This window comes from Pantoea sp. C2G6, from assembly GCF_051336815.1.
Lineage (GTDB): Bacteria > Pseudomonadota > Gammaproteobacteria > Enterobacterales > Enterobacteriaceae > Pantoea.
Genome location: NZ_JBGMNJ010000007.1, coordinates 17070 through 31989, shown reverse-complemented (window position 1 = coordinate 31989; position 14920 = coordinate 17070). Strand labels below are relative to the sequence as shown.

Here is a 14920-nt window from a genome sequence, read left to right as displayed (position 1 = left end):
TCGCTCCGGCTGCCGTCATCACGACGGCAGCCGCCTCTCTGTCAGCGTTGCAGCTCGTCGAGCGCTGGCGCATCCAGATGGGAAATATCACCCGCCGTTTCCACCACCCAGCCTTCAGCCAGCCAGGCGCTCTGCTGATGATCGACCCGCGAGATCGAGCAGTTACGCAGGCGCAGACGACGTTCCGCATAGGCGGGCAGACCGAGAATGGTACTGACCAGCGACCCCAGCGCCATGCCGTGGCTGACCAGCAGCGGACGGCTGCCGGCGGGTAATGCGAGGCAGGCGTTCAGCGCCTGGTGCATCCGGGCAGCCATTTCGCTCATCGACTCGCCTTCGGGAATGCGTCCTCCCTCCGTGCCGTTGACCAGGGTGGCGCGCCACTGCTCCTCCTCGGCGGTTAAGCCATCGAGCGGACGCTTCTCCAGCACCCCCATATTCAGCTCACGCAGCCGGGGATCGAGCGTCACCGTGCAGCCGCAGGCATCCGCGATAATTTCCGCGGTGCGGCGCGTACGCCCCAGATCGCTGGCGATAATGTGCGTAATGCCGAGATGTTTCACGCGCTCACCCACCTGGCGGGCTTGCTGCTCACCTTTTTCCGTCAGCGGACTGTCGGACTGACCCTGAATGCGGCGTTCCGCATTCCATACCGTTTCACCGTGACGAACAAGATAGACCTGTAGCATGCTTAGTTTCCGTTATACTGCGACAAAAATCGCCTTAGAGCCCGTCCCATCAGGCGTTATGGTTGCAGGCAGTCTGGAGAGCAACAGCGCGGAACAACCGGCGCGTACCGCGAGTACGCGAGGAGTGTGAGCACTGCCAGGTCCAGACCAGCCCGTAAAATCACCTGATGGGCCAGGCCCTTAATCATCTGAAGGTTCAATCAATTATGTACCATGTTGTCGCAGCCACCACCAACCCAGCGAAGATTCACGCGATTGCTCAGGCTTTCAACGACGTTTTCGGCGAAGGATCCTGCCATATCGAAGGGGTCGAGGTCGATAGCGGCGTGGCCGCTCAGCCCTTAACCCATCTGGAAACGCGAACTGGCGCACGTCAGCGGGTGATGAATGCCCGACAGGTCCGGCCTGAAGCGGCCTTCTGGGTGGCGATTGAGGCGGGCATTGAAGATGACAGCGCCTTTGCCTGGATGGTCATTGAGAATCAGAAACAGCGCGGCGAGTCGCGTTCAGCCAGTTTCACCCTGCCGCCGGTGGTGCTGGCGGGCCTGCGTGAAGGGCGTGAACTGGGGGAAGAGATGGCGCGCTTAACCGGCATCGAAAATATCAAACAGCAGGGCGGCGCGATCGGGGCGTTCACCCACGGCCTGCTCAGCCGCTCCAGCGTCTATCATCAGGCACTGATTCTGGCGCTCTGTCCCTTTGTTCATCCGCTTTATCAGCAGTAATCAGGATCGTTTCAGTTGCCCTTCCAGCCAGCGTTTCAGCTCGGGTGGCGCCTCTTTCAGGCTATTCGAGCCGCGGGTAATGGTGGCGATGCCGACGCCGAGCTCATTTTTCAGCTCGCGCTGGCTCATCTCGCCATTCATTAACTCTTCAATAATACGCAGACGGGTACCAAAGGCTTCACGCTCATCTGCCGTCATCATCAGCTGCATCAGCGGCAGCGCGTGGCCGTCGGCGAAAGCCTGCTGCATCAACGCGATAAAGCGTTGCCAGCTATCTTCTGTCGGATGCGCACCGGCAGCGGGGGAATCAGAATGGGTCATGAAGGGGCTTCCGTACTCGCTAAAGAGTACGGAAGCTTAGCACAGCTAGTAATGGCGATTCCACTCAGCATCTGACAGGATCTTGTCAGGCTGGCCCATGAAGTGACGATAGTAGGCGTCATACGCCAGCACATTCTTCACGTAACCGCGCGTCTCTGAGAAGGGAATGGTCTCGATAAACGCCACCGCGTCGAGATTACCCGCACTGATTTTCTGCCAGCTGCGTACCCGTCCCGGTCCGGCGTTATAGGCCGCCGACGCGAAGATCCGGTTCTGGCCGAACTGCTGATAGACATACTCCAGATACTGGGTGCCGATCTGAATATTGGTTTCAGGGTCCAGCAGCTGACTGCTGTTGCTGTAGCCAGGGATGCTGTACATCTGCACGGTGTGAGCCGCGGTGGCGGGCATGATCTGCATCAGGCCGCTGGCCCCAACCGGCGAACGCGCTTTCGGGTTCCAGGCGCTCTCCTGCCGCGAAATCGCCATCGCATAGCTCGGCGGGATCTGCTTCACCGCGGTGTTACGCTGATAGACGCTCTGCCACGCCAGCGGGAAACGCTCTTTCAGGCTGTCCCACATCTTCGCGGTGATGGTCGCCTGCACGCTGAGATCCCACCAGTCCTGCTCGTTGGCGTAGCGCGCCAGCATCTGCTGCTGCGTGTGCGTGCGGCTGGCGATCAGATTGCTCCACTCACTGCGCGCCAGATTATCCAGCCCCCAGTACATCAGCTCACGCACCCTGGCCAGCTCCGGTCCCTGCACCGTGGCGCTATCGGGCTTCGGCGCCTCATCCACCTGAAGCAGATAGTCCACCCCGAGCCGCTGGGCCGCCACCATCGGATAGAAACCTCGCTGCTGCATCAGCTTATTCAGGATCTCTTCCGCCTCCTCTTTACGCCCCTTCTCAAACAGCAGGTCAGCCTGCCAGTATTGCCACTCATCTTTCTCTTTGGCTTCCAGCGGCAGACGAGCGATCCAGGTGTTCAGGCCACGGCGGTCATGCTCGGTCAGCGCCAGTCGTACCCGACGCTCCACCAGCGCGGTGGACTCGCTGTTCATCACCACCGCATCGCGCCAGCGCGCCTGCTCCGAGGTGAGATCGCTGCCCATCATGCGCCACACCACAATCTCTTTCAGCGCCTGCTCATCTTCCGGGCCCATTTTCTGCGCCCGCACCAGAATCGGGATCAGACTGCGGGCGTTCTCCATATCCTGCCGCGCCACGCGCGTAAAGGCATAGAGGGTCGCCTGACGGGTAAAATCGGTCGGCCCGACGGCGCTGGCAAAGGTGCTGACCGTCAGCGGATCCTGTTGCAGCGTCTGGATCGCGTCAGCCATGGTCTGGTAATCGGTGGGCAGCGTCTTCGCCAGGTAGCTCACCAGGCTGTCGTTACCCGCTTTCATCGCCAGCCGGATACGCTCCAGGGTGGTGATCGGCGACAGCTGGCCTGACGCCTGCCACACCGAGAAGAGTTTATCGCAGTCATTGGGCAGCGCCGTGCCGCGCAGCCAGATCTGTTTTGCGCCATCAAAGGCGGCCTGCTGCTGGCCGGTGGCCCACTTCGCGTAGTACCAGTTACAGCGCGCCTGCACCGGTTTAGGTTCGGTCGGGCTGAAGTTGAGCACGCCCTGCCAGTCCTGGCGGTAGGCCAGCACATTGATAAAGCGGGTGCTGAGCGACCGCGCCGGCGGCAGGGTCGGATACTGGCGAATAAAGTTCTGTACCGCCAGCGAGGTCTCCTGATCGAGATCCTGCGCCAGCAGCCGGTATTGCAGATAAGGATAGAGCGGATAATCCTGTAGCGTCGGCAACAGCTGCTCCACCGTCGCCATCTGGTTACTGTCCCACGCCTGTTTAATTTGTTGATAACGTTGCCGTTGTTGATCCAGCGAATCGGCCCATGCGCTGCTGGCCATGCCGGCCAGACAGATCCCTATCATCCAGTTACGCCACTTCACCACGTAAATCTCCTCTGTTGCTGGGCGCCGGCGGGTTGCCAGACTGTCTTCATGCTAACCAGGCCATCGGACTCTTGCCATGTTCTTCACAAAATTTACGCACAGCGTCCTTAAACGCACCGTCATCGTTCAGTGTGTGCGCCGCGATTGTGCAAATTATCATCACAAAATCTTATTACTCAACTGTTTAACCCATTGAATCAGCCCGTTAAAAATCTGGCATACCCTTTGCTCTGTTGAATGCCATCTTGTATACCAGCTGGAATTCATCCTATGACTTCAACCTTTGGCCTGACGCTGCACGCATGGCAGCAGCGTTACCAGCAGGCACCGCAACAGATCACCACGCTGCTGGCCGCGCACCTGGCGGCCCTTGACCCGCAGGATAACGCCTGGCTCTATCTGGCGACACCAGAGCAGCTGGCGGCACAGATTGAACCGCTGCTGGCGCACTATCAGCGCGATCCCGACTCGCTGCCGCTGTTTGGGGTGCCGTTCGCCGTCAAAGATAATATTGATGTAGCGGGCTGGCCCACCAGCGCCGCCTGCCCCGCTTTTACCTATACCGCCAGCGAAGACGCGGTGGCGGTGGCCCGGCTGAAAGCGGCGGGTGCGGTGGTGATCGGCAAAACCAACCTCGATCAGTTCGCCACCGGCCTGGTGGGCACCCGCTCGCCCTTTGGTGCGGTGAGTAACACCTTTGATGCCGATTACGTCAGCGGCGGCTCCAGCTCCGGCTCTGCGTCGGTGCTGGCGCGCGGTCTGGTCGCCTTTTCACTCGGCACCGATACCGCGGGATCGGGTCGCGTCCCAGCGGGTTTCAACAATATTGTCGGCCTGAAACCGACCAAAGGCTGGTTCTCCGCGCGGGGCGTGGTCCCGGCCTGCCGTCTCAACGACACTATTTCGGTGTTTGCGCTGACGGTGGAAGATGCCTTTAGCGTCGCCAGCGTCATGGGCGGCTATGACGCCGGTGATCCCTATTCGCGGATAAATCCGCGTACCGCCCCGGCCAGCCTGCCCGCCCACCCCCATTTTGCCATTCCGGCCAACCCTGAGTTTTTTGATGATGCCGCCGCGGAAGCGGCCTGGGATCGGGCACTGGAAGCGCTGCTGGCCGCTGGCGTCACGCTGCAACCGATCGACTTCACCCCGTTCCGGCAGCTGGCCGAACAGCTCTATTACGGTGCCTGGGTCGCCGAGCGCACGGCGGCGGTGGGTGCGATGCTCGATCGTCCGGCGGAGATGGACCCGGTGGTCCACGGCATTATCGCCAGCGGCCTGCAATACAGCGCGGTCGACGCTTATAAAGCGGAATACCTGCGCGCCACGCTGACCCGTCAGATCCAGCAGACGCTGGCGCAGTTTGACGCACTGGTGGTGCCGACCTCGCCCACCATCCATACCCTGGCGGAGATGAAACAGGAGCCGGTGCACTACAACTCGCAGTTCGGCACCTACACCAACTTTACCAATCTCGCCGATCTCGCCGCGCTGGCGCTGCCCGGCCCGTTCCGCAATGACGATCTGCCGGCCGGCATCACGCTGATCGCCCCCGCCTGGCACGATCGCGCACTGGCGGAATTTGGCGTGCGCTGGCAGCAGCAGCTGGCCCTGCCGCTGGGCGTGACCGGCCAGCCCTCTCCGGCGCAGCGAGCCGCCCTCCCCGTCTCGCCCGACCACGTCCGGCTGGCGGTGGTGGGCGCGCACCTGACCGGCATGCCGCTCAACTTTCAGCTCACCGAGCGTCAGGCGGTGTGGGTGGAAGAGACGCAGACCGCGCCGCACTACCGCCTGTTCGCCCTGCTGGAAGGGGCGATTAAAAAGCCCGGCCTGATGCGTGACGCGCATGGCGCGGCGATCGCCGTGGAGCTGTGGGACATCCCGCTGGCGCGTTTTGGCGAGTTTGTGGCGGAAATTCCCGCCCCGCTGGGGATTGGCAGCCTGACGCTGGCTGACGGCCGGGTGGTGAAAGGCTTTATCTGCGAAGGCGCGGCGCTGCATAACGCGCTGGAGATTACTGAGACGGGCGGCTGGCGCAACTGGCTGGCATCACAGGGGAGTCACTGATCATGTTCACCACCGTACTGATTGCTAACCGCGGCGAAATAGCCTGCCGCGCCATACGTACCCTGAAACGCCTCGGCGTGAAGAGCGTCGCGGTCTACTCTGACGCCGACCGCAATGCGCAGCATGTGAAACAGGCTGATGTGGCGATTGCGCTGGGCGGCGACAAAGCCAGCGACAGCTATCTGCGCATCGACAAAATTCTGGCGGCGGCGCAGCAGAGCGGCGCTGAGGCGATCTGGCCCGGCTACGGCTTCCTGTCAGAGAGCCTGCCGTTCGCCGAAGCCTGTGAGCAGGCGGGGATCGCTTTTGTGGGTCCCACCGCGCAGCAGATTGGTGAGTTCGGCCTCAAGCACCGCGCCCGCGAGCTGGCGGCCAGTGCCGGTGTGCCAATGACGCCCGGCACCCCGCTGCTCGCCTCGCTGGAGGAGGCGCTGCGGGCGGCTGAAGAGATTGGCTATCCGGTGATGCTGAAAAGTACCGCGGGCGGCGGCGGCATTGGCCTGACGCGCTGCGCCGATGCCGACGCGCTCACCCACGCCTGGGAGAGCGTACGACGGCTGGGCCAGCAGTTCTTCAGCGACGCCGGGGTGTTTCTGGAGCGCTGCATCGATCGCGCCCGCCATGTTGAAGTGCAGATTTTTGGTGACGGTCACGGCACGGTGGTGGCGCTGGGCGAACGCGACTGCTCCTTACAGCGCCGCAACCAGAAGGTGGTGGAGGAGACGCCCGCCCCCGGCCTGTCACCGGCCATCCGTGAAGCGCTGCTGGCGTCAGCGGTGCGTCTTGGCCAGCTGGTCAATTACCGCAGTGCCGGTACGGTGGAGTATATCTATGACGAGACCCAGCAGGCGTTTTACTTCCTTGAAGTCAACACCCGGTTACAGGTGGAGCACCCGGTCACGGAGTGCGTCACCGGACTCGATCTGGTGGAGTGCATGTTGCAGGTCGCCGCTGGTGACCCCGTTGACTGGGCGCGGTTGCAGCAGCCACCGCAGGGCGCGGCCATCGAGGTGCGCCTCTACGCCGAAGATCCGCTGAAAAACTTCCAGCCCAGCCCCGGCGTGCTGACCGGCGTCACCTTTCCTGAGGGGGTGCGCATCGACAGCGGGGTGGAAACCGGCAGCGAGGTCTCCAGCTTCTACGATCCGATGATAGCGAAACTGATTGTGCACGCGGAGAGCCGGGAGGCGGCGCTGACCCGACTCCGGCAGGCGCTGGATGCCACGCAGCTGCATGGCATCGCCACCAATCTCGACTACCTGCGCCAGATTGTGGCGACCGATACCTTTCGCAGCGGCAACGTCTGGACCCGCTATCTCGACAGTTTCACCCCCAGCGCGCCGGTGGTGGAGGTGCTGCAACCCGGCACCTTCAGTACGGTGCAGGACTATCCTGGCCGGCTCGGCTACTGGGATATTGGCGTGCCGCCCTCCGGCCCGATGGATGATTTCGCCTTCCGGCTGGCTAACCGTCTGGTCGGCAACCACGAATCGGCGGCAGGCCTGGAGTTTACCCTGCAAGGCCCGACGCTGCGTTTCCACTGTGCGGCGGTTCTGGCGCTGACCGGCGCGGACTGCGGCGCGACGCTAGATGGCGAGCCTGTCAGCCCGTGGCGCCCCCTGGCGGTGAAAGCGGGACAGACCCTGACGCTGGGCCGGGCGCAGCAGGGCTGCCGCAGCTATCTGGCGGTACGCAACGGTTTCGACGTGCCGGAGTACCTGGGCAGCCGCAGTACCTTTTCGCTGGGTCAGTTCGGCGGCCACGCCGGACGCACGCTGCGCGTCGCCGATATGCTCGCCATCTCACAGCCTGAGCGGGCGGCCTGCACTACGCCCGCCCCGATCAGCGCCCCGCAGCCGCTCGATCCGGCGCTGATCCCCCACTACAGCAACCAATGGCGTATCGGGGTGCTCTACGGCCCGCATGGCGCGCCGGACTTTTTCACCCAAGCCGCTATCGACGAATTTTTCGCCAGCGACTGGCAGGTGCACTACAACTCCAACCGTCTCGGTGTACGGCTGGTGGGGCCGAAACCGGCCTGGACCCGCGCCAACGGCGGCGAGGCGGGTCTGCATCCCTCCAACGTTCATGACTGTGAATATGCCATCGGCGCGATCAACTTTACCGGCGACTTTCCGGTGATCCTGACGCATGACGGCCCCAGCCTCGGCGGTTTTGTCTGCCCTGTCACCATCGCCAAAGCGGAGCTGTGGAAAGTGGGCCAGCTGAAACCTGGCGACACCCTCCGTTTTCATCCGATCGGTGCTGACGAGGCGCTGGCGCGGGAAAAGGCGCAGATGCAGACCCTCGCCACCCTGCGCCCGGCGCATCCGCCAGCCTTTGCCGTGCCCTCTCTGGCCGAAACCGCCCACGGCTCCGCGACGCTGCTGGCCGCCCTCGACGCCACGCACAGCACGCCAAAAGTGCTCTACCGCCAGGCGGGCGACAAATATGTGCTGATTGAATATGGCGACAACGTCCTGGATCTGGCGCTGCGCCTGCGGGTGCATCTGCTGATGAACGCGCTGACGGCGCGGGCGGAGCCGGGCGTGGAGGAGCTGTCACCCGGCGTGCGTTCGCTCCAGGTGCGCTACGACAGCCGCATCATCAGCCAGGCGGATCTGATGTCACTGCTGCTGGCGCTGGAGACGACGCTGGGGGATGTCAGCACGCTGAAGGTGCCGTCACGCGTGGTCTGGATGCCGATGGCGTTTGAGGACAGCGCCACGCTTGGCGCGGTCAGCCGCTATCAGGAGACGGTCTGCGCCAGCGCGCCCTGGCTGCCCAACAACGTGGACTTTATCCAGCGGATTAACGGCTTAGCCAGCCGGGAGCAGGTGCGCGACACCCTGTTCAGCGCCAGCTATCTGGTGCTGGGACTGGGCGATGTCTACCTCGGCGCGCCCTGCGCGGTGCCGGTCGATCCGCGCCATCGCCTGCTGAGCTCCAAATACAGTCCGGCGCGCACCTTCACCGCGGAAGGCACGGTTGGCATCGGCGGCATGTATATGTGCATCTACGGCATGGACTCCCCCGGCGGCTATCAGCTGGTGGGCCGCACGCTGCCCATCTGGAATACCTTCCTGAAAAACCCGCAGTTCGCCGCCGGCGAGCCGTGGCTGCTGCGCTTCTTCGATCAGGTGCGCTTCTATCCGGTGAGTGAAAGCGAGCTGACGCAACTGCGGGAGGATTTCCGCGAAGGCCGGGCCAGCCTGCGGATTGAAGAGACGCTGTTTGATTTTGCCGCCCACCAGCAGTTCCTGCGGGAGAACGCCGATGAGATCGCGACGTTCCGTCAGCGTCAGGCCGCCGCGTTTGAGCAGGAGGTGCAGCGCTGGGCTGAACAGGAGGAGCCCGCCCCGCTCACTCAGGCGCCGGTCCATTCAGCAGACGAGGATGAGGGCGCGCTGGCGGTGCAGGCGGACCTCAACGGCAACATCTGGAAAGTGCTGGTGCAGCCCGGCGACGACGTCAGCGCCGGGCAGACGCTGATTATCGTCGAGGCGATGAAGATGGAGCTGGCGATTGTCGCCCCGCAGGCCGGTCGGGTGACGCGCATCGCCTGTCAGGCGGGCCGCCCGGTCAGCCCCGGCGATAACCTGCTGTGGCTGGCATAAGGAGCGACGATGACGATGCAATCTCACCCCCCTAAAGCGCGCCCGGAAGCGCTGGCTGAACGGGTCTATCAGACGCTGAAGGCGGACATTTTCGACTTTCGTCTGATGCCGGGCGACCGCTTCAGCGAAAGCGAAATCGCCGGGCGCATGGCGGTCAGCCGCACCCCGGTGCGTCAGGCGCTGTTCCGGCTGGAGCGCGAAGGCTTTGTCGAAGTCTGGTTCCGCAGCGGCTGGCAGATCAGAAATTTCGATTTTGCCTGGTTCGAATCGCTGTATGACCTGCGCACCGTGCTGGAGTGCGAGGCGGTGAAACGCCTCTGCGCCCTGCCCGCGCCGCAGTGTGCCGCGCTGTTAACCGAACTGAACCAGTTCTGGTGTGAGTCGGAGGCGCTGACCGAGGGACGGGTGGTGTCACAGCACGACGAGGCATTTCACATGACGCTGGTGGCGGCGGCAGGCAACCCGGAGATGGCCCGCATTCACGCCGAGCTGACCGAGAAGATCCGTATTATCCGCCGGCTCGACTTTACTCGCGACGATCGCATCGCGGCGACCTATCAGGAACACGCACAGATTTTACAGGCGATTTTTCAGCAGCAGAGCATGGAGGCGCAAACCATCCTGACCGATCACATCGCCGTCAGCAGAGCGGAAGTCAGGAAAATCACGTTACACAGATTACAGCAGGCCCGGCTCCAGCCCATTGAATCACACACCAATCATTTAGGGGTTTAAAACGATGAAAAGACGTTCGTTGATCAAGGCTTTCGCCCTCTCCGCTTCCGTTATCAGCATGGGCTTCGCCTGGAGTGCCCAGGCGGCTGACACCATCAAAGTAGGGATCATGCATTCGCTCTCCGGCACCATGGCGATCTCTGAAACGCCGCTGAAAGATGTGGCGCTGATGACCATTGATGAGATCAACGCCAAAGGCGGGGTGCTGGGGAAAAAGCTGGAGCCGGTGGTGGTCGATCCCGCCTCTAACTGGCCGCTGTTTGCGGAGAAAGCGCGGCAGCTGCTGACCCAGGATAAAGCGGCGGTGGTGTTTGGCTGCTGGACCTCGGTGTCGCGCAAATCGGTGCTGCCGGTGTTTGAGGAGCTGAACGGCCTGCTGTTCTATCCAGTGCAGTATGAAGGGGAAGAGATGTCGCCGAACGTCTTCTACACCGGCGCGGCGCCTAACCAGCAGGCGATCCCGGCGGTGGAGTACCTGATGAGTGAGGATGGCGGCAGCGCGAAACGCTTCTTCCTGCTCGGCACCGACTATGTCTATCCGCGCACCACCAACAAGATCCTGCGCGCCTTCCTGCACAGTAAAGGAGTGCAGGATAAAGATATTGAAGAGGTCTATACGCCGTTTGGCTACAGCGACTACCAGACCATTGTCTCCAACATCAAAAAGTTTGCGGCGGGCGGCAAAACCGCGGTGGTCTCGACCATCAACGGCGACTCCAACGTACCGTTCTACAAAGAGCTGGCTAACCAGGGCATCAAGGCCACTGACATTCCGGTGGTTGCCTTCTCGGTGGGCGAAGAGGAGCTGCGCGGCATCGATACCAAACCGCTGGTGGGTCAGTTAGCCGCCTGGAACTATTTCGAGTCGATCGATAATCCGACCAACGCGAAATTCGTTGCCGATTATCGCGCCTGGGCCAAAGCACACAACCTGCCGAATGCCGCCACTGTGGTCACCAACGACCCGATGGAGGCGACCTATGTCGGCATCCATATGTGGGCGCAGGCAGTGGAAAAAGCGGGCAGTACCGACGTGGATAAAGTGCGGGCGGCGATGGCCGGTCAGACCTTTAAAGCGCCGGACGGCTTTACCCTGACCATGGACCAGACCAACCACCATCTGCACAAGCCGGTGATGATTGGCGAAGTAGAGGAGAACGGCCAGTTTAACGTGGTGTGGCAGACCGATCAGCCGGTGCGCGCGCAGCCGTGGAGCCCCTACATTGCGGGCAACGACAAGAAGCCCGACCACCCGGTGAAAAGCGCGCAGTAAGCGCGTGATGCGCCGGTCTGCGACCTGGCAGACCGGCGTGCGGGGCGCGACGGTGCCGCCTGCCCGAACGCCCGCTTCATCCATTTAACGAGGTCCTCTCTATGAACCTTTGCCGCCTCCTTTTCAGCCTGCTGCTGTGGCTGCCGCTGTTTGCCAGTGCCGGACCGGCGGCAGACTTCGCCACCGCCAGTCGCAGCCAGCAGGCGACGCTGCTGCAACAGTGGGCCGCCGCGCCCGACCCTCATCGCCTGCCGCTGCTGGAAGCGCTGCACGCCGAAAGCGTGGTCATCGACCAGAACAGACAGCCGTTCAGCCAGCAGGGTAATCGCCTGCTGCCGCTGGACGCGGCGGCAAACCCCACGGGCAGCGTTAAAAAGCTGTTTATGAACAACCGGCTGCGGGTGCTGGTGAACGGCGCGCTGGCGGCGCAGCAGCTGGTGAGTGACGACGCCGGGCTGCGGCTGCGCGCGGCGCAACAGCTGCAAAACGACGGTGCCGCCGATCAGCTGCCACTGATTGAACAGCGGCTGGCGGCCGAAAAGGATAGCCGGGTGCATGCCGCATTAGCGCTGGCGCTGGCCAATCTGCAACTGGCGGATGGCGAGCCGATGGTGCGCCTGCGTGCGGTGCAGCTGCTGGGCGACTCCAGCGATCCCAATACCCAGGCCAGCCTGCAACGCCTGACGCAACCGGCGAATGAGCCGGACGCCACGGTGCGGGCCGCCGCCGCGCAGAGCCTGCAACAGATCCAGAAGCGGCTGATGTGGGGCGATCTGCTGGGGCAGGCGTTCAGTGGTCTGTCGCTGGGATCGATTCTGCTGCTGGCCGCGCTCGGCCTGGCGATCACCTATGGTCTGCTGGGGGTGATCAATATGGCGCACGGTGAAATGCTGATGCTTGGTGCCTATGCCACCTGGTGGGTGCAGAGTCTGTTTCAGCAGTTTGCACCGCACTATTTAGCCTGGTATCCGCTGCTGGCGCTGCCGGTCGCCTTTCTGGTGACGGCCGCCATCGGCATGGCGCTGGAGCGCACGGTGATCCGCCATCTCTATGGTCGTCCGCTGGAGACGCTGCTCGCCACCTGGGGGATCAGCCTGATGCTGATTCAGGCGGTGCGGATGCTGTTTGGCGCGCAAAACCTGGAGGTGGCGAATCCATCGTGGCTTTCCGGTGGCTTGCAGCTGCTGCCCAATCTGGTGCTGCCGTGGAACCGCATCGCGGTGATCCTGTTTGTGGTGTTTGTGCTGGCGCTCACCTGGCTGCTGCTGAACCGTACCCGCCTCGGCATGAACGTGCGCGCTGTCACCCAGAACCGCGCGATGGCGGAGTGCTGTGGGGTGCCGACCGGCCGCGTCGATATGCTGGCCTTTGGCCTCGGTTCCGGCATCGCCGGGCTGGGTGGCGTGGCGCTGTCGCAGCTCGGCAACGTCGGGCCGGAACTGGGCCAGGGCTACATCATCGACTCGTTTCTGGTGGTGGTGCTGGGTGGCGTCGGCCAGCTGGCGGGCACCGTGGTCGCCGCGTTCAGCCTCGGCATTCTCAACAAAGTGCTGGAGCCGCAGATTGGCGCGGTGTTGGGTAAAATCCTGATCCTGCTGCTTATCGTGTTGTTTATCCAGAAACGTCCGCAGGGACTGTTTGCGGTGAAAGGAAGGGTGACTGACTGATGACGCAACCTCTCACACTCCGGGTGGCGCGCAAAGCGCCGCGCCTGACCCTCAGCCTCGGCATGGTGGCGGTGGTGGCCCTGCTGCTGCTGCCGTTTCTGGCGCTGCTGCCCGCCACGCATCCGCTGGCGATCTCCACCTATACCCTGACGCTGATCGGCAAAATCCTCTGCTATGCGGTGGTCGCGGTGGCGCTGGATCTGGTGTGGGGCTACGCCGGACTGCTGTCGCTGGGTCACGGCCTGTTTTTTGCCCTCGGCGGCTACGCCATGGGGATGTATCTGATGCGCCAGGCGGCGGGCGAAGGTTTACCCGCCTTTATGTCCTTTCTCTCCTGGCGTGAGCTGCCCTGGTTCTGGACCGGCACCGAACATTTCGCCTGGGCGCTCTGCCTGAGCATGCTGGTGCCGGGCCTGCTGGCGCTGCTGTTTGGCTTCTTCGCCTTTCGCTCGAAGATCAAAGGGGTCTACTTCTCCATCATGACCCAGGCGCTGACCTACGCCGGTATGCTGCTGTTCTTCCGCAACGAGACCGGCTTTGGCGGCAACAATGGCTTTACCGGCTTCACCACCCTGCTCGGCTTTTCGGTGACGGCGACCGCAACCCGCATCGGGCTGTTTATCGCCACCGTCGGGCTGCTGCTGCTGAGCCTGGCGATCGGCTTTGCGCTGGCGCGCAGCAAATTTGGCCGGGTGCTGACCGCGGTGCGCGACGCGGAGAACCGCCTGATGTTCTGCGGTTACGACCCGCGCGGCTTCAAGCTGTTTGTCTGGACGCTCTCCGCCGTGCTGTGCGGCCTGGCCGGAGCGCTCTATGTGCCGCAGGTCGGCATTATCAATCCCGGCGAGATGTCACCCGCCAACTCGATTGAAGCGGCCATCTGGGTGGCGCTGGGCGGACGCGGCACGCTGATTGGCCCGCTGCTGGGCGCGGCGATTGTTAACGGCGCGCGCAGCTTTTTCACCGTCGCCTTCCCGGAGTACTGGCTCTTTTTCCTGGGCCTGATGTTTATCCTGGTGACACTATTTCTGCCGCACGGCGTGATTGGCCTGCTGCGCCGGAGGAAAGATGACTGACGCACTCTTTACCCAGTCCCATCCGGCGGATCGCCACCGGGCGCAGCGCGATCCGGTGCTGCAACTGGAACGGATCAATGTCTCGTTCGATGGCTTCCGCGCCCTCACCGATCTCTCGTTACAGATCGGGGTCGGCGAGCTGCGCTGCGTGATCGGGCCAAACGGCGCGGGCAAAACCACGCTGATGGATGTGATCACCGGCAAGACGCGGCCCGACAGCGGCCGGGTGATCTACGACCAGGACAGCGATCTCACCCGCCTCACCCCGGTTGAGATCGCCCGCGCCGGGATCGGCCGTAAGTTCCAGAAGCCCACGGTGTTTGAAGCGTTAACCGTGTCTGAAAATCTGGAGATCGCCCTGAAGGCGGATAAATCGGTCTGGGCCAGCCTGCACGCCCGCCTCAACAGTGAACAGCGCGATCGGATTGATGAAGTGCTGAAACTGCTGCGGCTGGGCGGCGAACGCCAGCGTCGCGCGGGCCTGCTGTCACACGGTCAGAAGCAGTTTCTGGAGATTGGCATGCTGCTGGTACAGGAGCCGCACCTGCTGCTGCTGGATGAGCCCGCCGCTGGCATGACCGACGCCGAAACCGACTATACCGCCGAGCTGTTTCGCAGTCTGGCGGGCAAACATTCCCTGATGGTGGTGGAGCACGACATGGGCTTTGTCGAGACCATCGCTGACCATGTGACGGTGCTGCATCAGGGCCAGGTACTGGCCGAGGGTTCGCTGCGCGAAGTCCAGGCCAATGAGCAGGTTATCGACGTTTATCTGGGGCGCTGAG

11 protein-coding genes are annotated in these 14920 nt (G+C 62.9%); 8 read left to right on the top strand and 3 right to left on the bottom strand.

What is annotated here, in order from left to right:
* Positions 1-41: 41 nt before the first annotated feature.
* On the bottom strand, positions 42-689 hold the full coding sequence (gene gpmB / locus ACCW71_RS11260) for a 2,3-diphosphoglycerate-dependent phosphoglycerate mutase GpmB (RefSeq protein WP_436371340.1): 648 nt from the start codon (positions 687-689) through the stop codon (positions 42-44).
* 206 nt (positions 690-895) lie between these two features.
* Between gpmB and yjjX the strand changes: the two genes are divergently transcribed.
* The gene (yjjX, locus tag ACCW71_RS11255) at positions 896-1414 is read left to right on the top strand and encodes an inosine/xanthosine triphosphatase (protein WP_436371339.1); all 519 of its coding nucleotides are present in this window, start codon (positions 896-898) and stop codon (positions 1412-1414) included.
* On the opposite strand, the gene trpR is transcribed toward yjjX, so the two are convergent.
* Positions 1415-1735: a trp operon repressor gene (gene trpR / locus ACCW71_RS11250; RefSeq protein ID WP_436371337.1), complete on the bottom strand. Its 321-nt coding sequence runs from the start codon at positions 1733-1735 to the stop codon at positions 1415-1417.
* A 45-nt stretch (positions 1736-1780) separates the two neighbouring features.
* Positions 1781-3700 carry a murein transglycosylase gene (gene sltY / locus ACCW71_RS11245; protein ID WP_436371335.1) on the bottom strand — a complete coding sequence of 640 codons (1920 nt, stop codon included), beginning with the start codon at positions 3698-3700 and terminating at the stop codon, positions 1781-1783.
* A 270-nt stretch (positions 3701-3970) separates the two neighbouring features.
* Here sltY and atzF point away from each other — a divergent pair, with 270 nt between their 5' ends.
* The 7 genes from atzF to urtD all read left to right on the top strand — a co-directional run bounded on the left by atzF (position 3971) and on the right by urtD (position 14919).
* The gene (atzF, locus tag ACCW71_RS11240) at positions 3971-5767 is read left to right on the top strand and encodes an allophanate hydrolase (protein ID WP_436371333.1); all 1797 of its coding nucleotides are present in this window, start codon (positions 3971-3973) and stop codon (positions 5765-5767) included.
* 2 nt (positions 5768-5769) lie between these two features.
* Positions 5770-9384, top strand: a complete 3615-nt coding sequence (gene uca, locus ACCW71_RS11235; RefSeq protein ID WP_436371331.1) for an urea carboxylase — start codon at positions 5770-5772, stop codon at positions 9382-9384.
* 9 nt (positions 9385-9393) lie between these two features.
* Positions 9394-10119 (top strand): GntR family transcriptional regulator, encoded by a 726-nt coding sequence (locus tag ACCW71_RS11230; protein ID WP_436371330.1) that lies wholly within the window; start codon positions 9394-9396, stop codon positions 10117-10119.
* A gap of 4 nt (positions 10120-10123) precedes the next feature.
* Positions 10124-11392: an urea ABC transporter substrate-binding protein gene (urtA, locus tag ACCW71_RS11225; RefSeq protein WP_436371329.1), complete on the top strand. Its 1269-nt coding sequence runs from the start codon at positions 10124-10126 to the stop codon at positions 11390-11392.
* Positions 11393-11493: 101 nt separating this feature from the next.
* Positions 11494-13059, top strand: coding sequence for an urea ABC transporter permease subunit UrtB (urtB, locus tag ACCW71_RS11220; RefSeq protein WP_436371327.1), 1566 nt, complete (start codon positions 11494-11496; stop codon positions 13057-13059).
* Positions 13059-14135 carry an urea ABC transporter permease subunit UrtC gene (gene urtC / locus ACCW71_RS11215; RefSeq protein ID WP_436371324.1) on the top strand — a complete coding sequence of 359 codons (1077 nt, stop codon included), beginning with the start codon at positions 13059-13061 and terminating at the stop codon, positions 14133-14135. The genes urtB and urtC overlap by 1 nt, the downstream gene beginning before the upstream one ends.
* Complete coding sequence (gene urtD, locus ACCW71_RS11210) at positions 14128-14919, top strand: urea ABC transporter ATP-binding protein UrtD (RefSeq protein ID WP_436371322.1); 792 nt, start codon at positions 14128-14130, stop codon at positions 14917-14919. The genes urtC and urtD overlap by 8 nt, the downstream gene beginning before the upstream one ends.
* Position 14920: the final 1 nt, after the last annotated feature.